23 protein-coding genes are annotated in these 25221 nt (G+C 70.5%); 9 read left to right on the top strand and 14 right to left on the bottom strand.

Annotation, left to right across the window (positions count from 1 at the left end):
- The first annotated feature begins 111 nt into the window (after window positions 1-111).
- On the top strand, window positions 112-1071 hold the full coding sequence (locus ACWDEX_RS17390) for a threonine/serine dehydratase (protein WP_450464322.1): 960 nt from the start codon (window positions 112-114) through the stop codon (window positions 1069-1071).
- Window positions 1072-1271: 200 nt separating this feature from the next.
- A complete protein-coding gene (locus tag ACWDEX_RS17385) occupies window positions 1272-1559 on the top strand; it encodes a hypothetical protein (protein WP_450464321.1) in 288 nt (95 codons plus the stop codon).
- 38 nt (window positions 1560-1597) lie between these two features.
- On the opposite strand, the gene ACWDEX_RS17380 is transcribed toward ACWDEX_RS17385, so the two are convergent.
- From ACWDEX_RS17380 to ACWDEX_RS17365, 4 genes are all read right to left on the bottom strand, one after another.
- The gene (locus tag ACWDEX_RS17380; protein WP_450464320.1) at window positions 1598-2581 is read right to left on the bottom strand and encodes an aldo/keto reductase; all 984 of its coding nucleotides are present in this window, start codon (window positions 2579-2581) and stop codon (window positions 1598-1600) included.
- A gap of 102 nt (window positions 2582-2683) precedes the next feature.
- Window positions 2684-3067, bottom strand: a complete 384-nt coding sequence (locus tag ACWDEX_RS17375) for a hypothetical protein (RefSeq protein WP_450464319.1) — start codon at window positions 3065-3067, stop codon at window positions 2684-2686.
- Between the two features lie 240 nt (window positions 3068-3307).
- A complete protein-coding gene (locus tag ACWDEX_RS17370) occupies window positions 3308-5665 on the bottom strand; it encodes a glycoside hydrolase family 65 protein (RefSeq protein WP_450464318.1) in 2358 nt (785 codons plus the stop codon).
- Window positions 5662-6399: an HAD family hydrolase gene (locus tag ACWDEX_RS17365; protein ID WP_450464317.1), complete on the bottom strand. Its 738-nt coding sequence runs from the start codon at window positions 6397-6399 to the stop codon at window positions 5662-5664. The genes ACWDEX_RS17370 and ACWDEX_RS17365 overlap by 4 nt, the downstream gene beginning before the upstream one ends.
- Window positions 6400-6627: 228 nt before the next feature.
- On the opposite strand from ACWDEX_RS17365, the gene ACWDEX_RS17360 reads away from it, so the two are divergent.
- The 4 genes from ACWDEX_RS17360 (at window position 6628) to ACWDEX_RS17345 (ending at window position 10700) form a co-directional block, all read left to right on the top strand.
- Window positions 6628-7281, top strand: coding sequence for a nucleoside/nucleotide kinase family protein (locus tag ACWDEX_RS17360; protein ID WP_450464316.1), 654 nt, complete (start codon window positions 6628-6630; stop codon window positions 7279-7281).
- A 62-nt stretch (window positions 7282-7343) separates the two neighbouring features.
- The gene (locus ACWDEX_RS17355; RefSeq protein ID WP_450464314.1) at window positions 7344-8519 is read left to right on the top strand and encodes a permease; all 1176 of its coding nucleotides are present in this window, start codon (window positions 7344-7346) and stop codon (window positions 8517-8519) included.
- A 132-nt stretch (window positions 8520-8651) separates the two neighbouring features.
- Window positions 8652-9224: a MarR family winged helix-turn-helix transcriptional regulator gene (locus ACWDEX_RS17350; protein ID WP_450464313.1), complete on the top strand. Its 573-nt coding sequence runs from the start codon at window positions 8652-8654 to the stop codon at window positions 9222-9224.
- Between the two features lie 297 nt (window positions 9225-9521).
- Window positions 9522-10700 carry a Cmx/CmrA family chloramphenicol efflux MFS transporter gene (locus ACWDEX_RS17345; protein WP_450464311.1) on the top strand — a complete coding sequence of 393 codons (1179 nt, stop codon included), beginning with the start codon at window positions 9522-9524 and terminating at the stop codon, window positions 10698-10700.
- A gap of 27 nt (window positions 10701-10727) precedes the next feature.
- On the opposite strand, the gene ACWDEX_RS17340 is transcribed toward ACWDEX_RS17345, so the two are convergent.
- Window positions 10728-10913, bottom strand: coding sequence for a hypothetical protein (locus ACWDEX_RS17340; protein ID WP_450464310.1), 186 nt, complete (start codon window positions 10911-10913; stop codon window positions 10728-10730).
- A gap of 282 nt (window positions 10914-11195) precedes the next feature.
- Here ACWDEX_RS17340 and ACWDEX_RS17335 point away from each other — a divergent pair, with 282 nt between their 5' ends.
- Complete coding sequence (locus tag ACWDEX_RS17335) at window positions 11196-12395, top strand: Gfo/Idh/MocA family protein (protein ID WP_450464424.1); 1200 nt, start codon at window positions 11196-11198, stop codon at window positions 12393-12395.
- Between the two features lie 50 nt (window positions 12396-12445).
- Here ACWDEX_RS17335 and ACWDEX_RS17330 read toward each other — a convergent pair whose 3' ends face one another.
- The 3 genes from ACWDEX_RS17330 to ACWDEX_RS17320 all read right to left on the bottom strand — a co-directional run bounded on the left by ACWDEX_RS17330 (window position 12446) and on the right by ACWDEX_RS17320 (window position 15346).
- Window positions 12446-13141, bottom strand: coding sequence for a L,D-transpeptidase (locus ACWDEX_RS17330; protein ID WP_450464309.1), 696 nt, complete (start codon window positions 13139-13141; stop codon window positions 12446-12448).
- A 143-nt stretch (window positions 13142-13284) separates the two neighbouring features.
- On the bottom strand, window positions 13285-14664 hold the full coding sequence (locus ACWDEX_RS17325; RefSeq protein WP_450464308.1) for a sensor histidine kinase: 1380 nt from the start codon (window positions 14662-14664) through the stop codon (window positions 13285-13287).
- A 4-nt stretch (window positions 14665-14668) separates the two neighbouring features.
- Window positions 14669-15346 (bottom strand): response regulator transcription factor, encoded by a 678-nt coding sequence (locus ACWDEX_RS17320; RefSeq protein WP_450464307.1) that lies wholly within the window; start codon window positions 15344-15346, stop codon window positions 14669-14671.
- 221 nt (window positions 15347-15567) lie between these two features.
- Between ACWDEX_RS17320 and ACWDEX_RS17315 the strand changes: the two genes are divergently transcribed.
- Window positions 15568-15858: a hypothetical protein gene (locus ACWDEX_RS17315; RefSeq protein ID WP_450464306.1), complete on the top strand. Its 291-nt coding sequence runs from the start codon at window positions 15568-15570 to the stop codon at window positions 15856-15858.
- A 56-nt stretch (window positions 15859-15914) separates the two neighbouring features.
- Here the strand turns inward: ACWDEX_RS17315 and ACWDEX_RS17310 are convergent, their stop codons facing one another.
- The 5 genes from ACWDEX_RS17310 to ACWDEX_RS17290 form a co-directional block, all read right to left on the bottom strand.
- The gene (locus ACWDEX_RS17310; RefSeq protein WP_450464304.1) at window positions 15915-17048 is read right to left on the bottom strand and encodes a glycosyltransferase family 4 protein; all 1134 of its coding nucleotides are present in this window, start codon (window positions 17046-17048) and stop codon (window positions 15915-15917) included.
- The gene (locus tag ACWDEX_RS17305) at window positions 17045-19939 is read right to left on the bottom strand and encodes a bifunctional glycosyltransferase/CDP-glycerol:glycerophosphate glycerophosphotransferase (RefSeq protein WP_450464303.1); all 2895 of its coding nucleotides are present in this window, start codon (window positions 19937-19939) and stop codon (window positions 17045-17047) included. Before ACWDEX_RS17305 ends, ACWDEX_RS17310 begins: the two co-directional genes overlap by 4 nt.
- Before the next feature lie 500 nt (window positions 19940-20439).
- Complete coding sequence (locus ACWDEX_RS17300) at window positions 20440-21249, bottom strand: SDR family NAD(P)-dependent oxidoreductase (protein WP_450464302.1); 810 nt, start codon at window positions 21247-21249, stop codon at window positions 20440-20442.
- A gap of 54 nt (window positions 21250-21303) precedes the next feature.
- Window positions 21304-22035, bottom strand: coding sequence for a DUF4232 domain-containing protein (locus tag ACWDEX_RS17295; protein ID WP_450464300.1), 732 nt, complete (start codon window positions 22033-22035; stop codon window positions 21304-21306).
- Between the two features lie 129 nt (window positions 22036-22164).
- Entirely contained in the window at window positions 22165-23568 is a 1404-nt protein-coding gene (locus ACWDEX_RS17290) for a serine/threonine-protein kinase (protein ID WP_450464298.1), read from the bottom strand.
- Here ACWDEX_RS17290 and ACWDEX_RS17285 point away from each other — a divergent pair.
- Window positions 23567-24166 (top strand): RNA polymerase sigma factor, encoded by a 600-nt coding sequence (locus tag ACWDEX_RS17285; RefSeq protein ID WP_450464296.1) that lies wholly within the window; start codon window positions 23567-23569, stop codon window positions 24164-24166. The genes ACWDEX_RS17290 and ACWDEX_RS17285 overlap by 2 nt on opposite strands.
- A 79-nt stretch (window positions 24167-24245) precedes the next feature.
- Here ACWDEX_RS17285 and ACWDEX_RS17280 read toward each other — a convergent pair whose 3' ends face one another.
- On the bottom strand, window positions 24246-25160 hold the full coding sequence (locus ACWDEX_RS17280; RefSeq protein WP_450464295.1) for an SDR family oxidoreductase: 915 nt from the start codon (window positions 25158-25160) through the stop codon (window positions 24246-24248).
- Window positions 25161-25221 lie beyond the last annotated feature (61 nt).

Genomic DNA, 25221 nt, shown 5'->3' with positions numbered 1-25221 from the left:
ATCATCCGTCGTCGGCCCGGGGACTCCCGTGACGGCGCGGCACATGCCAGGGTGGACACGGTGCGACAGAGGCGTCGTGGCCGGATGGAACTGTCATAGGAGGTAGACGCATTGATCGGGATCTCGGACGTACGCGCCGCCGGGCAGCGGATCGGCGCGCACATCGTGCGCACGCCCACGGTGGAAAGTCCTGGGCTCACCGCGCTGCTCGACGTTCCGGTGACCACCAAGCTCGAGTTGCTGCAGCGTACCGGGTCCTTCAAGGCACGCGGCGCGACGGCACGGCTGCTCGCGCTCGACGAGGCGGAGCGGGCGGCGGGGGTGGTTGCCGTCAGCGGCGGCAACCACGGGATCGCGCTCGCCGTCATGGCCGCCGCGCTGGACGTGAAGGCGACGGTGGTGATGCCGCGGTCCGCGCCCGCGCGGTCCATCGGGATCGTGGAGTCGACGGGCGCGTCACTGCGGCTGACGGACGGGATGGACGAGGCGTTCGCGCTCTCCGAGCGGCTGCGCGACGAGGGGCTGACCCTGGTGCACCCGTTCGACGATCCGGCGGTGATCGCCGGGCAGGGCACGGTCGGCCTCGAACTCGCCGAGGACGCGGGCGCGCTGACGGACGTGCTGGTGAGCGTCGGAGGCGGCGGGCTGATCTCGGGCGTGGCGGCGGCCCTGCACGCCCTGCGGCCGGGCGTACGTGTCTGGGGCGTGGAGACGGAGGGCGCCGAGGCCATGTCCCGGGCGCTGACGGCGGGCGGGCCGGTGCCCGTGGAGCTGTCGTCGGTCGTGACCACGCTCAGCGCGCCCGCCGTCTCCCAGCTCACCTATGAACATGTGTCGGCGCTGGTCACCGAGGTCCTGGTGGTCCCGGACGCGGAGGCGATCCGGGGCAGCATCGAACTCGCCGAACACGCCAAGCTCTGGACCGAGCCCGCCGCGGGCTGTCTGCTGCCCGCGGCCCGGCAGGTCCTGGAGCGGATGGGTGAGGGGGCCCGGCTGGGGCTGGTGGTGTGCGGCGGCAACGCGACCGTGGTGGACGTCGTGGGGTGGGCCGAGCGGTTCGGTCTGGGGTGAGCAGGGGCGGGACACCGCCGGAGCCGTCACATCGTGCCGCCTCGTCTCACCTGGCCACGACGCGGCAGCCGGTCGCGTCGAGGCGGCTTCGGCAGGCGGGATGCGCGGTGTCAGTGCCCTCGGCGAGAATGCGGGGTAAAGATCATCCAGCCCTCGGGGTGGATGACCGCCCACCCGTGTCCCGGAAAGGCCGACCGACCATGACGCGCCCTCGGCTCAGTTCCGGTGCTGCCGAAGTACTGCGCCTGATCATGGACCAGCGTGTGCCGGTCTTCCTCGTCGTGCATGCCAACGGGCGGCGACGTTACGGCTATTGGCAGGCCAACGGCCGGCCAATGGCGCTGCCCACCGACGAGTGCGACGCGCTGTACGCGGCTGGGCGGATCGTGCTCGGTGATCCGGTGGTCGACCGGGCCAAGAGCACCTACCGGGTACGGGCCGCCACGCACGGTACGTCCCGAGCGGCACGCTCCGCCCTGACGGCCTGACCGGTCGACGGCATGCCGACCGGTCTCCCTATGGGTGCCTACCAGCGACCCTCGACCTGGTCCTTGATCCGCCGGTCGTACAGGTCCTGGATCGCGTCGAGCGTGTCCTGCGAGAGCCTGGGCAGCTTCGCGACCTCAGCGTTGGCACGGGCCTGGTCCGCCGAGCGGGCGCCCGGGATCACCGCGGTCACGCCGGGCTGCTGGACGATCCAGGCGAGCGCCAGCTGGGCCGGGGTGAAGCCCTCCGGGGCGAGCGCTGAGAACTCGGCCGCCGCCTCCACGCCGGTCGCGAAGTCGACGCCGGAGAAGGTCTCACCCTGGTCGAAGGCCTCGCCATGGCGGTTGAACGAGCGGTGGTCGTTCGCGGCGAAGACCGTGTCCTTCGTGTACTTGCCCGACAGCAGGCCAGAGGCCAGCGGTACCCGGGCGATGATGCCCACGCCCGCTTCCCGCGCGGCCGGCAGGACCTGCCGCAGCGGCTTCATACGGAAGGGGTTGAGGATGATCTGCACGCTGGCCACGTTCGGGCGGGCGATCGCCGCCAGCGCCTCGTCGCACGTCTCGACGCTCACGCCGTACGCGGCGATGCGCTCCTCCTCGACCAGCGTGTCCAGGGCGTCGTACACCTCGCCGGAGGAGTAGACGGGCGTCGGTGGGCAGTGCAGCTGCACCAGATCGATGCGGTCGACACCGAGGTTGCGCCGGGAACGGTCGTTCCAGACACGGAAGTTGTCCAGGACGTAGTTCTCCGGGATCTGATCGACGCGGCGGCCCATCTTGGTCGCCACCAGCACATGCAGATCGGGCCTGCCGAGCAGGAAGGCGGCGATGGTCTGCTCGCTGCGCCCGTCGCCGTACACGTCGGCGGTGTCGAAGAAGGTAACTCCCGACTCGGCCGCCGCCTCCAGCACCTCGTGGGCGTCCTTGTCGTCGACGTCGCCCCAGTCCGCGCCCAGCTGCCAAGTGCCGAGGCCGATCACCGACGCGTGCTGCCCCGACCTGCGGAATTCTCGCTCTTCCATACGGCCAGTCTTTCATCCGTGCTCTTCGACGAGCGGAGCGCCCCGTTCCGCGCGCCGAACCCGGGCCACGCGCCCCTCGAGTGAGTTGCCCGCTTTCGAGCCTCAGCCCGGCGCGCGGCTCTCCAGCCGCAGCTCGACGTCGACCTCCTGGTCGCCTGCGACCGCGCCCAGCTGGTACACGATGAACGTCTCGTCCAGGACGCGGCGCAGGCGCTCCACCGCGCGGGGCTCGCCCTGGAGTTCGGCCGTCACCGGACCCGACAGGTGCGGCGGCCGCGCCGCCGCTCTCCCGGGGGACTCGGACGTGTCGAACGTGCCGGTCCACATCGTGGGCCGGCCACCCGCGGCCTCGTGCGGCGCGTCCTCGGCGGCGCGGTCCGAGCCGAATCTGCGGCACAGTTCGGCGAACAGGTTTCCCGCGTCCGCCGCCGAGCAGCCGCTGATCACCACCTCGACCTGTGGTACGTGCGATAGAGGCGTATTCACGGCCGCTCCTCTCGTTCGATGGCCGACGCGGGTACCCACGCTGAGGTTCCTCACGCATGACGCTACGGCCGATGCGGTTCGCCCGCCTGTCAGGGCGTGGGCATCGCGGTCGGTGGCCGGACCGGCACGTACGGGAGGCACCCGCTGGGCGGCTGACAGGCGGGGCGAGCTCGCGCTCGGGGCTGCTCACCGTGCCGCACCGCACGGTGAGCAGCGCCAGGGCGCGGCCCCCGCGCTCCCTCAGTCCTCCATGGCGCCCAGATGGTTCGGACGCCGGTGCGGGGGCTGGTCCGGAGCCGGGAGCGGCACCAGGGACGGAATGGTACGGGTGTGCGGCTTGTCCGCTTCGAGCGTCAGCGGTTCGCCATGGTGATGGACCATCAGCGGATCTCCGTTCAGCAGCGTGTACGTGGCCGCCGTCCGGCCGATCTCCACGCGCAGCCGACGGCCCCGCAGCTGCAGTGTGAAGGCGAGTCTGCCGAGCTGCTCGGGCAGCCGCGGTGCGAAGTCGATCCGCGTCCCGTGGTGGCGCAAGCCGCCGAAGCCCGCGACGAGCACCATCCACGCACCGGCGAGGGAGGCGATGTGCAGGCCGTCGCGTGTGTTGTGCTCCAGGTCCTCCAGATCCATCAGCGCGGCCTCGTGCAGATAGTCGTAGGCGAGCCGCAGATGGCCCGCCTCGGCCGCGATGACCGCCTGGCAGCCCGCGGACAGGGACGAGTCGCGAACGGTGAGGGGCTCGTAGTAGGCGAAGTTGCGTGCCTTGTGCTCCGTGTCGAAGAAGGTGCTGCATGTGTACATCGCCAGGACCAGGTCCGCCTGCTTGATCACCTGCTTGCGGTACAGGTCGAAGTACGGGAAGTGCAACAGGAGCGGGTACTGGTCGGGGCGGGTCGCGGCGAAGTCCCAGCGCTGGTAGCGGGTGAACCCGGCGTGCTGTTCGTGTACGCGCAGTTCGTGGTTGTAAGGGACGTGCATCGCCTCGGCGGCCTCGCGCCAGGCCGCGCTCTCCTCCTCGTCGACAGCCAGTTCCTCGGCCCGGAGCGGATGGCGTTCGACGGCGTCCGCGGCCGCGAGGAGGTTCGCGCGGGCCATCAGGTTGGTGTACGTGTTGTCGTCGGCGACCGCGCTGTACTCGTCCGGGCCCGTCACCCCGTCGATGTGGAACGTGCCGTGGTGGTCGTGGTGGCCGAGCGACCGCCACAGCCGGGCCGTCTCCACCAGCAGCTCGACCCCGGTGTCGCGCTCGAAACGCTCGTCGCCGGTGGCGGCCGCGTAGCGGACGACGGCGTCGGCGATGTCGGCGTTCACATGGAACGCGGCGGTGCCGGCCGGCCAGTACGCCGACCCCTCCGAGCCCGCGATGGTCCGCCACGGGAAGGCCGCGCCGCGCAAACCCAGCTGGACGGCCCTCTCCTGGGCGGCGGGCAGCGTGTTCTGCCGCCATCGCAGCGCCTCGGCGACCGCGCTGGGCGAGGTGTAGGTGAGCAGCGGCAGGACGAACGTCTCGGTGTCCCAGAAGGCGTGACCGTCGTAGCCGGAGCCCGTCAGTCCCTTGGCGGGGATCGCGCGCTGTTCGGCGCGGGCCCCGGCCTGCAGGACATGGAAGAGCGCGAAGCGGACCGCCTGCTGGATCTGCTCGTCGCCCTCCACTTCGACGTCCGACCGCGCCCAGAAGTCGTCCAGATAGGCCCGCTGTTCCGCGACGAGACCGGACCAGCCCACGGTCGTGGCCGCGGCCAGTGCCGCGTCCACCTGGTCGCTGACCGCGGGCAGGGAACGCGTGCCGGACCAGCCGTAGGAGACGAACTTCTCCACTCGCAGTCGCTCGCCCGGGGCGAGTGCGGCGGCGACGGTGAGACGGGCGAGGTCGTCGGTCGCCTCACTCTCGGTCGTGGTCGGCTCGGGACCGCTGACGACATGGTCGGCGGCGGCACCCACCCGCAGACCGCTCCTGCGCGTGCGGTGCACCAGCCGCAGCCGGCCGTCCTTCGCGAAGCACTCCTCCGCCTCCAGCGGCGCCTGAAGGACGACGGCGGCCCGGGGGTCGCCGTCGCGGCCCGGGAGCTGCTCGTTGGCCACCAGCTCCGACTGCACCACGATGCGGGTCGGTGCGCCGATGGCCTCGACCTCGTAGGCGACCGCGGCGATCGCACGCTGGGTGAAGGAGACCAGGCGCGTGGAGCGCACCCGGACCGTCGAGCCGGCCGGTGAGGTCCACTCGCAGGTCCGGGTGAGCAGTCCGGTACGCAGATCGAGGAGGCGTTCGTGGGAGCGCAGCAGGCCGTATCGCAGATCGAAGGGCTCGTCGTCCACGAGCAACCGGATGATCTTGCCGTTGGTGACGTTGATGACGGTCTGCCCGGACTCCGGATAGCCGTAGCCGGCCTCCGCGTAGGGCAACGGGTGGATCTCGTGGACACCGTTGAGGTAGGAGCCCGGCAGTCCGTGTGGCTCGCCCTCGTCGAGGTTGCCGCGCCATCCCACATGCCCGTTGGACAGTGCGAACACGGACTCGCTCTGCGGAAGGACATCGAGGTGCAGGCCCCGCTCGCGCAGCGCCCAGGGCTCGACAGCGTACGACGTGTGCCTGATCACGGCCGCTCCCCCAGTTCCGCGAGGTCGGCTACGACGACGTCGGCCCCGTGGGCGCGCAGGGCGTCCGCCTGGCCGCCACGGTCCACGCCGACGATGTACCCGAAGTGGCCCGAGCGCCCGGCGTCCATGCCCGCGAGTGCGTCCTCGAAGACGGCGGCGGCCTTTGCCGCGACGCCGAGTTCACGGGCGGCGGCCAGGAAGGTGTCCGGGTGTGGCTTGCCGGGCAGGTGCCGCTGTGCCGCGACGACTCCGTCGATCGTCACGTCGAAGAGGTGCTCGGCGCGGATGGACCGCAGAACGTCGCGGCAGTTGGCGCTGGAGGAGACGACGGCCGTGCCCAGTCCGGCGGCACGCACCGACTCGACGTACCGGATCGTGCCGTCGTACGCCTCGACGCCGTGGCTGCGGATCAGCTCAAGGAGCAGGGCGTTCTTGCGGTTGCCGAGACCGTGGACGGTCTGCCGACCGGGTGGGTCGTCGGGATCGCCCTCGGGCAGCTGGATGCCACGGGAGACGAGGAAGGTGCTGACGCCGTCGGCGCGGGGGCGCCCGTCGACGTACTCGTCGTAGTCGGTGTCGTCGAAGGGGCGGTAGGCGTCCCCGTCGCGTCGGCGCAGGAAGTCGTCGAACGTCTGCTTCCACGCGGCGGCGTGGACGACGGCGGTCTTGGTGATGACCCCGTCGAGGTCGAAGAGGCAGGCTTGGATACCGTCCGGAAGACCGAGCTCTGTCATGGGAGCCACCTTCCCCCATGAACGCGGCGCAGTCGGCGGCAAGCGCCGAATTGCACCATCTCGCCGACACTCCACGGCACCCGTCGGCTCAGGAACGCCCGCTCTTCGGCGGTCGTGGCACCGGTCCTGTCCGCGGATCTCGCGATCTGACGCGGCCTCTGGTCGAATGGCGGCGACCGGGCCCGCCACGCGGTGGGGGCATCACTTGACAGCGAGCGGCGTAATCGTATGACCTTCGACGACCTCCTGAAGCGGGCCGCGGCCCTGGCGCGCCCCGGCCGCCGCGCGATCCTCGGCATCACCGGGAGCCCCGGAGCGGGCAAGACGACGCTCGCCGAGCATGTGGTGCGCGAGCTGAACGGCGACGGGCCGCCGTGGGTCGCGCACGTGCCCATGGACGGCTTCCACCTGGCCGACGTCGAACTCGACCGCCTTGGCCGCCGGGACCGCAAGGGCGCGCCCGACACGTTCGACGCGGCCGGGTACGCGGCGCTGCTGCGGCGACTGCGCGCAGAGGAGGACGGCGAGATCGTGTACGCGCCCGGCTTCGAGCGGGTCCTCGAGCAGCCGATCGCGGGGGCGCTCCCGGTGCCCCCGACGGCCCGGCTGGTGGTGACGGAGGGCAACTACCTCCTGCTGGAGACGGGCGCCTGGGCCCAGGTCCGGCCACAGCTTGACGAGGTGTGGTTCTGCGAGCTCGACGAAGGGGAGCGCATCCACCGACTCGTGGCCCGCCACGAGAAGTTCGGCAAGGACCACGACACCGCGGTGGCGTGGGTGCTGGGCACGGACCAGCGCAACGCGGATCTGGTCGCCACGACGCGAAGCCGGGCGGACGTGGTGGTACCGGCCACGGCGCGACCGGCACCATCGGCACTCTGAACCGGATTTATACCCCCCAGGGGTACAGTGGCCCCATACCGGACCAGGGTGGAGGGCGCCGTATGTGGGACGCGGTCGGGCACGCCCTGTCCATCACCGGGTCGATGACCTGGGAGATCACCTGGGCGCTGATCCTCGGGTTCATTCTCTCCGCCGTGGTGCAGGCGGTGGTGCGCCGCTCGACGGTCGTCCGGCTGCTGGGTGACGACCGGCCGCGTACGCTCGCCGTGGCCGCCGGGCTCGGTGCCGCCTCGTCCTCGTGTTCGTACGCGGCGGTCGCCCTGGCGCGATCCCTGTTCCGCAAGGGCGCCGACTTCACCGCGGCGATGGCGTTCGAAATCGCCTCGACCAATCTCGTCATCGAACTCGGCGTGATCCTCGCCCTGTTGATGGGCTGGCAGTTCACCGTCGCGGAGTTCGTCGGCGGGCCGGTGATGATCGTGGTCCTCGCCGTGCTCTTCCGTGTCCTGATGCGCGAGCAGTTGCTGCGCCGGGCCCGTGAACAGGCCGCCCGCGGGTTGGCCGGGTCCATGGAGGGGCATGCGGCGATGGACATGTCGGTGGGCGGCGAGGGCGGTTTCGTCCGCCGACTGTCGTCCCGTGCGGGCCTCACGTCCGTCTCGCACATCTTCGTCATGGAGTGGGCGGCGATCCTGCGCGACCTGGTGGTCGGTCTGCTGATCGCGGGCGCCATCGCCGCATGGGTGCCGGACGACTTCTGGCGCACGTTCTTCCTGGCCGACCACCCGCTCGCGGCCAGGATGATCGGGCCGCTCGTCGGACCGTTCGTGGCGGTCGCGACCTTCGTGTGCTCGATCGGCAACGTGCCGCTGGCGGTGGTGCTGTGGAAGGGCGGCATCAGTTTCGGCGGCGTGATCGCCTTCGTCTACGCGGACCTGCTCATCCTGCCCATCCTGAACATCTACCGGAAGTACTACGGGACACGCATGGCCGCGTTCCTCCTCGGCACCTTCTACGTGGCGATGGTGGTCGCCGGGTACGTGGTCGAGTTCGTCTTCGGGGGCTTGGGGCTGATTCCCGATCAGGCGCGGGCCAGGCTTCCCGAGGAGGGCGTCACCTGGAACTACACGACCTGGCTCAACATCGCGTTCCTGCTGCTGGCCGCGGCCCTGCTCGTACGCTTCCTGCGTACCGGCGGCCCCGCCATGCTGCGGATGATGGGGGCAGGACCCGAGCGGGAGGAGCACACGGGGGCGCGTAGGGGCCACCACCGCTGATCCACCACCCCTGGTCACGGCCACTGCCGCACCCAGCACACGCACGTCGCACGCTTTCCGTACAATTTGAGGCCGAACGAACGAGCGGCCGGACGAGCCGTCCGGTTCCGGCGAGCAGACCGAGGAGAGCCCGTGCCCGGCCAACGATCCATCACCGAGGCCGAGAAACTCGCCGCGGCGAAGCTTGGCGGCTTCCCGATCCGCCGGGACCAGATGGCGGCCGTGGCCAACATCTACCGGGCCGCGTCGGCGGTACGGCAGCACTTGGAGAACTCCGTGCTGCGGGGGTCGGATCTGACCTGGACGGCGTTCGTCGTCCTGTGGGTGGTCTGGGTGTGGGGCGAGACGGAGACCCGGCACGTGGCGGAGGAGGCGGGAATCTCCAAGGGAACGCTGACGGGCGTGGCGCGCACGCTGGAGTCCCGGGGCCTGGTGAAACGCGCCGGCCACCCCTCCGACGGCAGACTGGTCCTGCTCAGCCTCACCGACGACGGAGAGGATCTGATGCAGCGGGTCTTCCCGGCGTTCAACGAGGAAGAGGCCTTCGTCACGGGGCAGTTGAGCGACGCCGAGTGCCGCGGCCTGGCCGAGGGGCTGCGGAGCGTCGTGCTCCAGGTCGAGGAACACGGTGAGGAACGCCGGCGCGCTCTGCTGGGCGGCGCCGAGCCGCCGCCGCGCCGCAGTGGCCGCCGCCCCAGGGCGTGACGCGGAAGAGGTCCGCCGACGGGCCACCAGTTGGCGCGGGGCATGACGTGGGCGGCCTGGTCCGACACATGCGAAACCGAGGTGCTTCGATGGGTATCGGCCGGGTAAGGTGCGGGCCATGTCGAGCCCTGAGTCAGCCAAGGTGGGGGCTTTCGGTCACGCCGTCAGCCCCCTGAACCACTGAGTTCGTAGATCTGCCGTCCCGCCGCGTTCCGCGGCCGGACGAGCGCGCCCCTGGGTGCTGACCGCGGTGACGAGACGTCTCCCCTCGTACATCTCCTCACCTCGGAGCCCTCGATGCCCCTGCCGCTGTACCTGCTCGCCATGGCGATCTTCGCCATGGGCACCTCCGAATTCATGCTCGCCGGCCTCTTGCCGGACATCGCCTCGGACCTCGACGTGACAGTCGGGACAGCAGGAATGCTCACCTCGGCCTTCGCGATCGGAATGATCGTCGGTGCCCCGTTCATGGCCGGGCTTGCCCGCAACTGGCCACGTCGCTCCAGCCTCCTCGGGTTCGTCCTCGTGTTCTTGTCGGCCCATGCCATGGGGGCCGTGACCGGAAGCTTCCCCCTCCTGCTCGCGACCCGGGTGGTCGCCGCGCTCGCGAACGCGGGGTTCCTCGCGGTGGCTCTGACGACCGCCGCCGCGATGGTCTCGCCCGACCGGAAGGGACGTGCGCTCGCCGTGCTGCTGTCGGGCACGACGGTGGCCACGATCGCCGGGGTCCCCGGGGGGTCCGTACTCGGCACGCTGCTCGGCTGGCGGGCCACGTTCTGGGCCGTCGCCGCTCTCTGCCTGCCCGCCGCCATCGGCATCCTCTCGGGAATCCCCACCCGCCCGCTGCGACAGGACAAGGCTGACGGGCCGGCCTTGCGGTCAGAGCTCGCACAGCTCAGGAGGCCGCGGCTGCTCCTGGTCATGCTGCTCGGCGCGCTGGTGAACGCGGCAACCTTCGGAAGCTTCACCTTCCTCGCCCCCGTCGTGACCGACGCCGCCGGGCTGGGGAGGCTGTGGGTCTCTGCCGTTCTGGTGCTCTTCGGTGTCGGCTCCTTCGTCGGTGTCACCGTCGCCGGCCGGCTTTCCGACCAGCGCCCCGGCCTGGTCATCGCCACCGGCGGCCCGCTCCTGCTCATCGGCTGGCCGACGCTGGCCGTGCTGGCCCACAAGCCGGTCGCTCTGTTCCTCCTCGTGTTCGTGCAGGGCGCGCTGTCGTTCGCGCTGGGCAGCACACTGATCACGCGGGTCCTGTACGAGGCAGCCGGAGCCCCCACCATGGCCGGCTCGTACGCGACCGCCGCACTCAACGTCGGCGCCGCCGTCGGCCCCCTCATCGCCGCGACCACCCTCAGCACTGCGGTCGGGGACCTCGGGCCGCTCTGGGCGAGCGGACTCCTCGTCGCGATCGCACTGCTCGTCGCGTTCCCACTCCGCGCCGCGGTCACCGTTGGCCGGGGTGATCAACTGCTCCGGTAACGCTCGTCGTGCGGACCGAGCGGTCGGTCACGCCGCTTCCGTGTCCTTCGGGGATGCCGCGGCCCATTCCATGACGAGCCGCTGGTACTCCCGCCGCTCCTCCGCGCTCAGCGATCCGCCGCTCCGGAACCACAAGGCCCGGATCTCCTCGTTGACCTCATCGGCGGAACGTTCCGCTGCAGGTTCAGGAGTGGTGGACATGACGTGAAGCATACGGGGCCTCATGTGAAGGCGTTGTGAGCAATCAGGCACCTTCCGGCATTCCGGACCGTGAAGCCGATCACTCCTGGCCGGGAGGGCCGTTCACACCCCAACTGCGGGACCGTGCTTCCGTGTTCATCGTCAAGGTGAGCATGTCGTGGCGAGTTCGACTGCAGGAGTCTTGACGCCACGATTCCTCCGCCTCAAAAGTAACGATGGAAGCGCCGGTGAGCGGCCTCGACCAGAGCAACAGCCAGATCCGTCCGTTCCCTCCTCATGAAGGGCACGCACCCCATGACGTTCTCGCTCGGCATCGTCGGCGCCGGCCAGTTCTCCGGCCAGTTCGCCAAGCTGTTCCTGGCCCACCCCGGCGTCGGTGACGTCTACGTCACCGACCTGCTCCCCGAACGGGCCGAGAGTCTCGCCACCGCCGAGGGCCTCACCGGAACGTTCCCCGCGTACGAGGCCATGCTGGAGTCGAAGGACGTCGACGCGGTCGCGATCTTCACCCAGCGCTGGACCCATGGCCCCCTGGTGGTCCAGGGACTGAACGCCGGCAAGCACGTGTACTCCGCCGTGCCCATGGCGATCAACACGGAGGAGGTCGCGGCCATCATCGACGCGGTCAAGGCGACCGGACTGACGTACATGATGGGCGAGACCAGCCAGTACCACCCGGCAACGGTGCACGCCCGCAACCGGATCGCCGAGGGCGCCTTCGGGCGGCTGTTCTACGCGGAGGGCGACTACGTCCACGACATGGACCTCGGGTTCTACGAGGCATACCAGTACAGTGGCGGCGAGAACTGGAAGGCGACCGCCAGTTATCCCCCACTGCTCTACCCGACCCACGCGGTGGGCGGTGTGCTCGGCGCCTGGCAGACGCACGCGGTGAGTGTGTCCGCGATCGGAGTGCGCGACGAGCGCGGTGACGGTGTGTTCGACAAGGAGGTCAGCCAGTTCGACAACGACTTCTCCAACGCCACCGCACTGTTCGAAGTCGCGGGCGGTGGCTCCTTCCGCACCAACGAGTTCCGGCGGGTCGGCTACCCCTCGCACATCCGGGAGTCGCGTTTCCGGTTCTTCGGTACGGAGGGGAGCATGGAGCAACTCGCCACGGTGGCACTGTGGCAGGACAAGAACGGGGTGAAGGACATCTCGGCACTGCTGGAACCCAAGCCCACCATGTCTGCTGACGACCCGTCACTGGCGCACATAGCGCCGGAGCTACGGGCCGCCTTCACCTCGGGTTCGGCTCCGGTACACGACCGGTCGCGGTTGCCACGGGAGTTCGACGCCCTGCACAACGGGCACGAGGGAAGCCATCACTTCCTGGTGGACGACTTCGTGAAGGCGGTGGGAAGGGGCACTCTGCCGTCCGTGAACGCCTGGGTCGCGGCGCGCTACACCTTGCCGGGGATCATCGCGCACGATTCGGCGCTGAAGGGCGGAGTCCGGCTGGAGATCCCGGACTTCGGGGACGCGCCCGAGTGACTGGGTCCAGCGGTCCGGCCGTTGACCTCAGCGGCCGGACCATCCGCGCGTCAGGTGCCGGGCTTGCGCCCGTACACGAACACGTCGTCGCCGTTCTTCAGCAACGACCAGTACTTCTTTGCGTCGGTCTTGGTCATGTTGACGCAGCCGTGCGACCCCGGCGGGTTCCACACACTGACGCCGACCGAGTGGAAGGCCTGCCCGCCGTCGAAGAACTGGCTGTAGGGCATCGGAGTGTTGTAGAGGCTGGACACGTGGTCGATGTCCCGCCAGTAGATCTTCTTCAGGCCGGTGCGGGTCGGGTAGCCCTTGCGTCCGGTGCGGACCGGGACAGGGCCGTAGACGAGCCGGCTGCCGTCCTGGATCCAGCTGAGCTGGAGCGTGAGGTTGACGCAGGCGATGCGGCCCTTGTTGACGGGGCACTTCCCGTCCTTGTTGGGCTTGTTCCCGACGGCCTTCTGCCGGTTCATGAGATCCATCACACCCCAGGTGACGGGGCCCGCGTAGCCGGCGGCGGGGGTGATGCGGTGCTTGTTCTGGAAGGCCTGGATCGACTTGCAGTCGGCCGAGGACTGCTTGCCGTCGACCGGCCGGCCGAGGAACTTCTCCACTTGCTTCTGATACGGACCGGTCTGTGTGGTGCAACTCGCGGCTGCCGCGGGTGCGGTACCGAACGCGAGCGTGAGCGGGGCAGCCAGCGCGGTGATCCCGAGCACGACGGCTCCCCGTCTACGTATGTCCCCCATGGGCAGGCCTTTCATCTTTTGTACGGCGGCTACCGTACACGGCGCGGTTCCTGCCGATTAGACCGCCCCGGAGCCCATTGGGTTGTGGCGCTGTACACACTGCGACGAAACAGTGACATTTCGTTCCGTGCGGCCGGCCCCGGTCAAAGGTCGGTCGCCGGGATACGGATCACGAGGCGGGCACCGGGACCGTTGTCCTCGACGTGGATGTGGCCGTCGTGGGCGGCGATGACCTCGTGGGCGATCGCCAGCCCCAGTCCGCTTCCGCCGGTGTCCCGGGCGCGGGCGCCGTCCAGACGGGTGAAGCGGTCGAAGACGCGGCGCCGGTCGGCCACCGGGATGCCCGGACCGTCGTCGGCGACGACCAGGATCGCGGTGCCCTCGTGCACGCCGAGGCTCACATCGATCCGGTCGACGGCGTACCGGATGGCGTTGTCCAGCAGATTTCGCACAACCCGGGCAAGGGCCTCCCCGTCACCGTAGACACGGGCGGCGCTGACGGCGTGCTGGTCGACGAGCACGGAGGTTCTCAGGCGGGCGCGGAGGACCTCGTGGAAGACGATCTCGTCCAGGTCCACGGGGCGTTTGCGCAGCCGGGGCCGGGCGTCGAGGCGGGCCAGCCGGACCAGGTCGTCGACGAGCCGGGACAGTCGCTCGCTCTCCTCGATCAGGGCCGGGCCCCGGGTGCGCCAGTCCGCGGAGCCCGGGTGCCGCACGGCCACTTCCAGCTGTGTGTGCAGGCTGCTCAAGGGGCTGCGCAGCTCATGGGCGGCGTCGGCGACGAACTCCCGCTGGCGTTGCGTCGAGGCGTCCAGCCGGGCGAGCAGGTCGTTCAGGGTGCGCGCCAGCCGACCGAGGGCGTCGTCGGCGGGCGGTTCGTCCAGTCGGCGGCCGAGGTCGGAGACGGTGATCTCGGCGGCCTGGGAGCGCAGGGCGTCCACGGGCCGCAGGGCCCGTCCGGTCAGCAACCAGACCACGCCGGTGAGCACGGTGGCGGCCAGCGGTACGACGATGGCCAGGCCCGCGGTGAGGTCGGCCAGGTTGCGGGACACGGACTCGGTGGGCACGGCGACATACACGGTCACCGGGTCCTTGTCGGGTCCGGCGGTAACCGCCACGGCGCGCCAGGTGCCGTCCCCCATCACGGGCAGGTCGTGCATGCTGTGGACCCCTGAGGTGCCGGAGGAGGCCGCCGGGGAGAAGGAGAACAGCGGGGGTCTACCCGCCAGGTTCGCCGAACTGGACCGGACGACGCGCCTTGAGTCGACGACCTGGACGGCGGTCACGCCCTTGTGCGAGGGCGGCAGGGTGTGCGGAAGGTTCCCGCTGTCGATGTTCGCGGCGATCACCTCAGCCTGTTCGAACGCCCGCTGGTCGAGTCCGCCGATGAGGCTCATGCGCAGCCAGACGAGCAGCAACAGCGAGGCACCGACCAGCGCCGCCGCGATCATCAAGGCCGCCGCGGCGGTCAGTCTCAGACGCAGGGAACGCCTGGCCCACCACGCGGGGACGAGGATGTGCACCGATTCACCTCCCGGTGCCACGCAGCCGGTAGCCGGCACCGCGGACGGTCTCGATCGTCCGGCGGTCGAACGGGGCGTCGATCTTGCGCCGCAGATAGCCGATGTAGACCTCGACGATGTTGGTGTCGCCGTCGAAGTTCTCCTCCCAGACGTGCTCGAGGATGTCCGTCTTGCTGACCACCTCGTCGGGATGCCTGAGCAGGAACTCCAGAAGGGTGAACTCCCGTGCGGTCAGGGTGATCTCCTGGCCCGCGCGATGGCAGCGGCGTCGTGCCGGGTCCAGGTCGAGGTCGTCGGCCGCGAGCACCGCGGGCCGGGCGGGCGCGCCTCGGCGCAGCAGTGCCCGCAGGTGGGCGACCAGTACCACGTAGGAGAACGGTTTGCTCAGGTAGTCGTCGGCGCCGAGGTCGAGGGCGTCCGCCTCGTCGTACTCGCCGTCCTTCGCGGTGAGGATGAGGACAGGTGTCCAGACGCTGGCGGCCCGCAGTCGCTTGAGGACCTCGTATCCGGACATGCGCGGCAACATGAGGTCCAGAACGATCGCGTCGTGAGGCTCGTGGACGGCACGCCACAGCCCGTCCACCCCGTCGTAAGCGACATCGGCGACGAAGCCCTCCTCGGCGAGCCCTCGGGCGATCGCCGCGGCGAGCCCCCGTTCGTCCTCGATCACCAGCACTCGCATGACCGGCCTCCCTTCCACCGTACGAAGAGATGGTCAGGGCCGCGCGCCGAGCGCGCCCGGTGAGTACGGGCCGCCGAGTGGTCCCCGGATGGCCTGCCAGTCGGCTCCGCCCCTCTCAGCGTCCTCTCAGCCGGCCTCAGCCTCCTCTCAGCGCCCCCGTCGCAGATTGGGGTCACCGAGACGGAACAGGGCTCTCGTGCCCGCCAGAAGGGAGAGTCACCATGACGATCGTCCGACGCCGGATCGCCCTGATCGCCGGCACGATGCTGCTGGCCGGAGCAGCGAGCAGTGGTGTCGCGATGGCGAGCACCCCTCCGGTGGTGCACACCGCCGTTCAGGCGTCCGTGCAGTACGGCGGCCACGGTGGTCACGGTCATGGCCGCGGTCACGGCGAGCACGGTCACGGCCGCGGTCACGACTTCCGGGGCCACGGTCACGGTCACGACTTCCGCGGCCACGGTCACGGTCACGACTTCCGCGGCCACGGCGACCACGGCCACGGAAGGTACTGACTGCCACTGACCAACGAGCGGTGCCGGTTCGTGCCCGGGAGGCACGGACCGGCACGTCAGCGCTCCAGGAGGTCGAACAGCTCCTCCCAGCGGCGGGTGATCACATCGGGGGCGAAACGCTGCACGTTCTCCCGGGCCCGCTCCCCCATCGTGTCGCGCAGGTCCTCGTCGGCCATCAACCGCACGAGGTGGCGCGCGAGTTCGGAGACATTGCCGTGCCGGGCCAGCAGCCCGTCCTCGCCGTTCCTGACGATCTCGCGCACACCGGGCGAACAGTCGAACGCGGCACAGGGCACGCCGCAGGCCATCGCCTCCAGCAGGACCAGGGGAAAGCCCTCACCGCGGGAGGACTGGACGAACACGGACGACCGCCCCAGCGCCCCGATCACGTCGTCGGTCTGTCCCGCCCACTCCACCGAGTCGTCCAGGCCGAGGTCCGTGCACTGGCGGCGCAGCGCCGCCTCGTGTTCGCCGGCACCGTAGACACGCAGGATCCAGCCCGGCTGCCGCGGCGCGGCCTCGGCCCACACGTCCAGCAGCAGGTCGACGCCCTTCGCATGGCTGAGCCGGCCGATGCTGGCCACCGCCTTCTCCGTGCGCGGCGAGGGGGCGCCGGGCGTCAAGGGCAGCGGATTGGGCAGGAAGCCGACGTTGTTGAGTCCCTCTCCCACCCAGAGGTCGGCATCTTCCTGGGTGAGGGCCAACAGCCGGTCCACGTCCTTGTAGTACGTACGCACACGCTCGAAGCGCGAGGAGCGGCGGGATGCCCCGAACGACTCGTGGCTCATGCCGATGACCGGGTGCCCGGCGGTGTCCGCGAGCGCCACCCACTCCATCGCCCACACCTGGGTCACGATGATCACGGCACCGGGCCGTGCGGCGCGGAACGCACGTGACAGGCGCTCCGCGGCGGCCTGCCTGTCCCGTTCCTGCCGTCGGACGGCCGGATCGAGCCGACCGAGCGGGAAGTGCGGCCGACGGCGGCTCTCGGGCCGTCGGTCGTACAGGGTCAGCGTCTCGTACGGTGGACACGCCCCGAGGTCCATCGGCACCTCGGGCGGGGCGATGCCGATGATCCGGACCCGGTGGCCGCGCTCGGACAGCAGCCGGGCCATCTGTTCCTGCCAGCGGCCCACGCCGCCGAGTTCGTTGACCTCGTTGGCGACAAAGAAGACCTCACGCTGCGTCATCGGCCCTCTCCCGGGCGGGCGAAGAAACGGTCCACGATGCGAGCCGCCGCGTCCCCGCGGTCGTACTCGCCGTACTTGTCCACGAATTCCTTGAGCCGCGCCTCGTACCGGTCGCCCACGGTGCGCAGATCGGACAGCGCGGCGAAGAGCTCTTCCTCGGTGTGCGCGACCGGGCCCGGGGCCTCGTCGAGAAGGTCGAAGTAGGTGCCGCGCATGTCCTGGGAGTACTCCTCCCAGTCGTAGGCGTAGAACACGAGCGGGCGGCGCAGCAGCGCATAGTCGAACATCACCGACGAGTAGTCGGTGATCAGGGCGTCGGAGAGCAGGAGGAGCGGGGTGATGTCCCCCTCGCCCGTCACATCGATCACCCGGCCCGCCACCGACGGCGGGAGGCTGACCCGGTTCAGATAGTGGGAGCGGACCAGGAGCGTGTACTGGCCTCCGAAACGGTCGGCGAAGCGCTCCACGTCGAAGGGGAACACGAAGTCGCGGACACCGCCGTCGGCGCGGGCGCGGAATGTGGGCGCGTACAGCAGCACACGCCGGTCCGGGCGGACGCCGAGGCGTTCGGCGAGCCGGTGCAGGGCCGGGTCGGGCGCCCGGGGGTCCCGGGCCGCCCGTACCAGCGCGTCGTTGCGCGGATAGCCGATGCGCAGGAGTTTCTCCTCGGGGATCCGGAAGGCTCGGGCCAGGGTACGGACGTCGTGTTCGCCGCGGACCACGAAATGGTCGAAGCGGTCCAGTGCCTCCTGGTAGGAGAGCTGGGCCTGCTCGGACATCACCCGGTGGGTCGGCTGGTCGAAGCCCATCTTCTTGAGTGCCGAGCCGTGCCAGGTCTGGATGTAGGTGGTCTCGGGACGTTTGGTCAGCTTGAGGGGGAAGCCCTGGTTGTCGATCCAGAACTCGGCCTGGGCCAGTGCCCTGAGATAACGCCAGGACCAGCGGCGGACGAGTTCGGCGTCCTTCGGGAAGCCCGTGGGCGTCGCGCCCGCGTAGGACCAGATGGCGGTGACGGGCACCCGGTGGCGCCTGAGTTCCTCGTAGACGGCGCGGGGGCTGTCGCTGTACTGCTTGCCGAGGTGACTCTCGAAGACGACGGTGCCCTTGCGGACCGGGAGCAGTCGCAGCATGCGGTGGTAGATCTGCACCTTGCGGGTCCCGGAGGTCAGGTCGCGGCGCACGGCCCTGAGTCCGCGGTAGGTGCGCTTGGCGGCCTTGGCGGCGGGCCCGTGCAGATTGCGGTCCACGAGGGCGCGCCCGCGCGAGGCCGCGGTGGCGTGCTGGGCGAGCCGGAAGGCCAGGTGCCCCTTGGCGGAGACCTGCGGTTCGAGCCGGTCCGCCACGAACCGGGTCAGCCAGGGGCGCACCGGCACGGAGGCGGCGTTCTCCAGATCCACGCTGCCGGCCGTGAGCCGGGTCGTGGTCCGCTTTCCGTCAGCCGTCAGGTGCAGCCGGACGTCCCACACCTCGTCCAGGACGCCCACCGGACGGAACCGGCGGGCCAGCGGGACGGCCGCCTGCCAGACGATGGCGTCGCCGTCGTGGGATACGGTCCGCACGGGGAACCGGAAGGTCCGCAGACTGCGGCGGCGGGCCCGGAATTCCAGCTCGGCGGCGAGGTCGGCGTCGGTGGCGATGGTGTGCAGCGGGTTGACCACCGCGCCTTCCAGGAGCACCTTGTCGCCCTGCACGGCGTACCGGGTGAGCAGGTTGCGCAGGAACATCCGGTCCAGCGGCCTGCCGTGGTATCCAAGAGCGGTGACGTCCATGACACCGCGTGCCTTCGGATCGTCCAGGTACCGGTCGCACCAGTAGATGCGGCCGGCCCGCTCGACGAGCGGCGCGGAGATCTTCTTGCGGTTGATCAGCGTGTCGACGGCCGGCATCAGCTCGTCCCAGTCCTCCCGCATCAGCAGGTAGGCGCAGATGGCGTGCACCGGGTCCAGACGGTCGTACGCCGTCTGCGGAAAGTTCTGGATGTAGCCGCGAGCCAGTTCCGCGAAGCGGTGGCGGTAGTCGTCGTCGAGGAACGGGAGGTCGCGGAGATAGAGGACGAGGTCGTGCTTGAGGAACTTGATGTCCTTGCACAGCTTGAGCTCGCCGAGGCCGCGCTGGTTCAGCACGGCGTCGATGCGGCGGTGGATCTCCAGCCGGTCGGCGAAATTGTTGATCTCGTGGCGCCGGTTGCTGATCGACTTGGTCTCGGTCTTCTCTGCCACGTTCCAGAAGTAGACCGTGTGGGGGATCAGGGTGATCCGATCTGCCGCGAGGTACGCCTCGGCGGAGAACAGCAGGTCCTCGTAGTGGACGCCCCGTGGGAACGTGAGTCCGTTCTCGATGAGGAACGCGCGCCGGTAGCACTTGTTGGTCGACAGGGTGTCGAAGACGAAGAGGTCCGGCAGCTCGGCGATGGACTCGACGGTGCGCGTCGCCCGGTACAGCCAGGGATACCAGGGAACCCTCTTGTCGTGTCGGCTGTCGGTGTGGACCCGAACGCACCGCCCGGAGACCAGGTCGGCGCCGGTGCGGTCGGCCGCCTCCAGCAGGTTGCGGCACGCGTTGGGCTCCAGGGTGTCGTCGCTGTCCAGGAACATGACGTAGCGTCCGCGAGCCGCGGCCATGCCCTGGTTGCGGGGTTCTCCGCAGCCGCCGCTGTTCTCCGGCAGCCGGATCGCCCTTACGCGTTCGGGGTGGGCGGCGGCCAGGGACAGCGCGATGTCGTGGGAGCCGTCGGTCGAACAATCGTCCGCGATGATCACTTCCACGTTGCGCAGCGTCTGGTCGAGCACGGAGCGCACGGCTACCGGCAGGCGCTGGGCGTCGTTGTAGACAATGACGACCACGCTGATGTCCGGTTCCGTCCCGCCTGACTCAGGGGTAACGATCGGCACGGCCACCTCCGTCTCGGGTGCTGACGCTCCGGGCGGCGGCCTCGTCGCCGTCGCGACTTCCCGGCGCCAGCGAACGCTTCCCGCCGACAGGGGCGCACGCCCGGTTTCCACGGGCGTCGGCCCTCTCGTTTGCAGGGTCGCGTCCGTGCGCCTCCGGGCGGCGAGACCAGTGACCCTCCGCGCTTCCACGCTACGCGACGACGCCCTGGCCGAGGCCACCTCCGACACGCGCCGGTCGGGTATTGACGCCGGCGTGCGAACGCCGGTACCGACCGCGATGGGAGGCAGACCCGGGCGTCGACAGGCCGGTGAGCCCTTGCGCCACCCCGGCGAACGCCTCGGGCCATGTCACCGCGGGCTGGCGGTCCCCCGACGGCGGTGAGCCCCGCACCGTGTTCGCCGTCCTCCACGCCACCGGGTCCTGACCCGCACGGTCGGCTCAGGACCCGGCTCACGAGGACCGGCCCGTCAGCTCCGGCAGACGGTCCGGCTGAACGGTCCTACGGCTCCTGACGGCCGTAGCCCTGGTGCCGCATCGTCTGCCGGAACCCCGTGTTCACGGCGAGCAGGCCGCCGTCGACGCGAAGCGTCGTGCCCGTGACCCATGAGGCGTCCGGGGAGGCGAGGAAGGTGACGGCCGCCGCGATGTCCTCCGGCTTGCCGACCCGGCCCAGCGGGTAGAGTCCGCTCACCGCGGCGAGGTCCGCGTCGCGGCCCTCCCACGCGGTGGTACGGACCGTGCCGGGCGCCACGAGGTTGACCCGGACCCCGCGGGCTCCCGCGTGCCCGGCAAGGGTGCGGGTGAGAGACTCCAGGCCCGCCTTCGCCGCGCTGTAGGCGTGGTTGCCGAAGTCCTGGATGCCGTTCACGGAACCGATGTTGACAATGGCGCCGCGTCCGGAGGCCACCAGGTACGGGAGTGCCGCGCGGCTGCAGCGATACGCACCGGTCAGGGTCAGGTCGATGTCACGCACCCACGCCTCGTCCGGTTCGTCCTCGAAGAGCGGCACGTCGGGGGTGCAGCCGTACGCGTTGTTGACGAGCACGTCCAGCGCGCCGAAGGCGTCCACCGCGTGGGCGACGGCCGCCTCCACGGACGCCCGGTCCGCGACGTCGCACCCGAACGCCTCGGCCCACGCACCCCCTTCGCATATCGCGTCCACGGTCTTGCGGGCCTGCGCCATGTCGATGTCGGTCACGAGCACGCGGGCGCCTTCCTGCGCGAACCGCCGGGCGGTGGCGGCGCCGATCCCGCGCGCCGCACCCGTGATCAGGACTCCGTATCCCTCGAAACGCCTCATGTGATCCATGGCACCGACGCTAATGCGCCGACGCTCGCGACGGCAGGGTGTCGGGAAAGAGGCTCAGGCGCCGGTGCCCGGCCTGAAGACCGTGAGGGACACGGAAGAGGAGTTGCCCGACACGGGCACCTTGCCGCCCGTCCACGCCACCTTCAGGGTGGCCTTCTCATCCGGTGGGGTGATCAGGATCGCCGCGGGCGTGGCGGTCTCGGCACCGCTGACCTCGGGGTTGGAGAACGTCAGCCCGGCCCAGGCGCTCCCGCCGGGGACCAGCGTGATCTTCGTGTGGCCGGTGGAGACGCGCTTGGGGTCCGGTCCCAGCTGCCTGCCGGAGGCGTCCACGAAGGCGGCGCCCGGGTAGCCGTTGATCGTGCAGGTGCGCCCGGATCGGTTGGTCAGGACCAGCGGGAAGTTCTCCTGCCCGGCCCCCGGGTTGTTGGCGCCTACGGAGGCGCGCAGTTCGGAGGTGTGGCAGCGGGTGCTGGTGGTACGGGTACGGCTCCCGGAAGGGGCCGTGGAGGGCACGGCGTGGGAGCCGCTCGGTGTGGCGAGAGCGGAGGGGGTGCCTGCCGTGACCGTCGCCTTGCTGTCGTCGGTCGACTTCTCGCCCGAGGCGGGCTGTGCCGTCCCGGGCAGCTTCTGGGGTGCACCGCTCGTGTCGTTGCCATGGCCGCAGGCGGTGAGCAGGCTCAGTGCTACGACTGCGCCGAGGGCCGCCGCCATGCGTCGTGTCGAGAGGGAGGGGGCCGTGCCGTCGAGGTCCGGGCCCGCTGTACCGCGCCACAAGGTCACCATGTCCATCCTCCTTGAAAGTCACCGCCGCCGCTGGCGTCTGCGAACGGCGCCGTGTGCCCCGTCATCCCTGTCCGATGCGTGTTCACACGAAAAGGTTCGGGAGTATTTCGTCTGCGCTGCCGAGCGGCGTCAGTCGGTGCCCCGTACCGAGTCGTCTGTGACCCGTACCGAGTCAAGGACCCGGCGGGCCATGGAACCGCCGCCGTCCTGACGTATCTGGACGTACACCTGCGGCGAGCCGATGCCGTCGGCCGGGTCAAGCGCGGCCTCCGTGATGGAGCCCTTGCCCCCCGCACAGTGATTCCAGATGCGTACCGGTCCGCGCCAGGCCGTGCCACGGTAGTCGCGGCTGCCCTGGTAGTGGCAGCCGGTGTGGTCGAGCGCGCGCACCTCGGCGGTCAGGTCACCGTGCTCGCTCAGACCGACGAACACGCCGTTCACATCGGAGCCCAGGTCCTGCCAACGTGTCAGGTCGTCCGCGACGGCGAGGGCGGGCGCGTGTGCCGTCGGCAGGCCCAGTGTCTTCGGATCCCAGCCTGAGTCGCGTAGTTGACCGCCCCAGGCGGCGGGCACGGCCGCCTCGATCCGCCCTGTGGAGTCCCGGACGGTGAGTTCTCGCGCGGGCGGCTGCCGTACGACCAGTGCGGCGGTGACCCCGGCGGCACCGGCCACGGCCACGGCGACCAGGGCGAGGACCAGGGGACGCCGGCGTCGGCGTGGCCTGCCGGCGGGCGTCGTGGAGCGCGGCCCTGCGAGCCGGTCGAGTTCGTCGGCGAAGGCCTCCGCGGTGGGCCAGCGCTGCTCACGGTCGCATTCCATGGCCCGCATCAGCGCTCGCCGGACATCGGGCAGCAGTTCGGGGCGGAGCCGGTCGGGGGGTACCACCTTGCCGGGCAGGGCGGGGACCGTGCCGGTGAGGAGGTGGTATCCGAGGGCGCCCAGGCTGTAGACGTCGGCTCGCGCGTCGATGCCCGTGCCGGGTTCGCTCTGTTCAGGTGGCGCGTATCCGGCGGAACCGGCGGCCATGGTCAGTCCGGACGCCTGTGCCAGGCTCTTGGCGAGGCCCAGATCCGCGAGCAGCAGCCGGGGGGATCCATCGGGCGCGGTTCCGAGCAGGACGTTGGACGGCTTGATGTCCCGGTGCACGATGCCGGCGTCGTGCAGCGCGCCCGCGGCACGGGCGGCGAGAGCGGTCAGGCGCAGGGCCTCGGCCACGGGGAGAGGGCCGTCGTGGAGCTGGTCGGCGAGGGTGCCGCCGTCCGCGTACTCCATGACGAAGTAGGGTCTGCCGTCGGGGAGTTCGCCGATGTCGTAGACCTGGACGACCCGGCTCGAACCGGCCCGGCGCAGCAGCCGGGCCTCGGAGAGGAAGCGCTCCCTGACATCCAGCCGGTCGGCCCAGTTCTCGGCAAGCACCTTCACCGCGACGGGCGCTTCCAGGGCGTCGTCGTGGGCGAGCCACACCACACCGAACGCGCCGCCACCCAGGCGCCGTTCGAGGCGGTAGCGGTCGATCCGTTCCAGGGACTGCATGCGACTATCATGCCTGGTCTCGGATCGACAGCGAGGGGAACACCCAGTGGGGAATGCCGCGGACACCGAGGAGTTCGCTCGGCGCGCGGCGGCGGGTGACGGAGCTGCCCTGGAAGCGCTGCTCCAGGACATCCGGCCGGAGGTCGTACGGCGCTGCGGGCGGTTCCTGCCGTGCCGGGAGGACGCCGAGGAGGCGGCGCAGGACGTGCTGCTGCAGGTGGCGCGGAGGATCACCACGTTCGAGGGCCGCAGCCGCTTCAGCACCTGGCTGTACACGGTGGTCGCCAACTGTGCGCGGCAGAAGTACCGGGAGCTGAAGCGGCGCGCCGCCGAGCAGCCCGGGGCCATAGACCCGGGCCGGCACGTGGACCCGCGGACGACCAGTGTGATCGCCGGGTCCCGGGTCGACCTGCTGGAGGCCCTGGAGCGATTGGAGCGCGAGTATCCGCACCTGGTGGCGCCCCTGGTCTACCGGGACATCTGCCAGTTGGAGTACGCGGAGGCCGCCGAACGTGTCGGGGTGCCGCTGGGCACGTTGAAGTCCCGTCTGCACGAGGCGCGCAAGCAGGTCAGGCCCTGGCTGACCGGCAGCGGGTGAGGGCACCGGGCGTCAACCGCGTGGGGGCGGTACGTACCGCGTACCGCCCCTGCCGCGTCCCGGCGGCCTCACGGGTCGGTCAGCGGTATCCGGTCGCGTCCGCGGGCTTGCCCGCGTCCTGGACCTCCACGAGATAGCGCCAGGCGTCGGGGCGGCTGCCGTCGCGGTCCGTGAACCCGTACACCTGGGCGAGCCGCCCGCTGGAGAGGGACGCGCCGTTCCAGCGGGACACTTCGGGGTCGGCGGCCAACGCGGCGACGGCCCGGCCGACGTAGTACGGGCTCTCGGAGATGCAGAAGTGCGGTTCGCGCTCCAGCGCGTCGCGCCAGTTCTCCTCCGCCACGCCGAACAGGTCGAGCATCAGCTCGGAGCGCATCCAGCCGGGAGTGAGGGCGAGCGCGGTGGCGCCGCGCGACCCCAGCTCGTGGCCGAGGGCGAACGCCATGCGCAGCACGGACGTCTTGGCAAGGTCGTAGAAGAACGACACCCGGTAGGTGTCGCGGTTGTACTCGGCCGTTCCGTCGGTCATCTCGACGACCAGGCCGCCGGGACGGCGCAGCAGCAAGGGCAGCGCATGGTGGTTGGTGATCGCGTGCGTGTCGACGGCGAGCCGCAGCAGGCGCAGCCCCTTGTCGAGGTCGTGCTCCCACATCGGGCTGTCCCACTCGAAGAGCTTCTCCCCGCCCCAGATGTCGTTCACGAGGATGTCGAGGCGCCCCTGTTCGTCGTCGATGCGGTCCACAAGGGCGCGTACCTGGGCCGGGACCAGATGGTCGGTGGGTACGGGGATGCCGTGGCCGCCCGCCGCGGTCACCAGTTCCGCGGTTTCCTCGATGGTCTCGGGCCGGTCGTATTCCGAGCGCCGTTCGCGTGTGCTGCGCCCGGTGACGTAGACGGTGGCGCCGGCAGCGCCCAGTTCGACGGCGATCCCCCGTCCGGCGCCCCTCGTCGCCCCGGCGACCAGTGCGACCTTGCCTTCCAACGGTCCCGACATGTCCGACCTCCGCGTTCGTTGCTTCCTCGACGTCGACGATGCTGCCGCGGAAGTCGGACAT

It is taken from the genome of Streptomyces sp. NPDC001020, from assembly GCF_053599115.1.
This window is presented reverse-complemented; position numbering and strand designations above follow the sequence as displayed.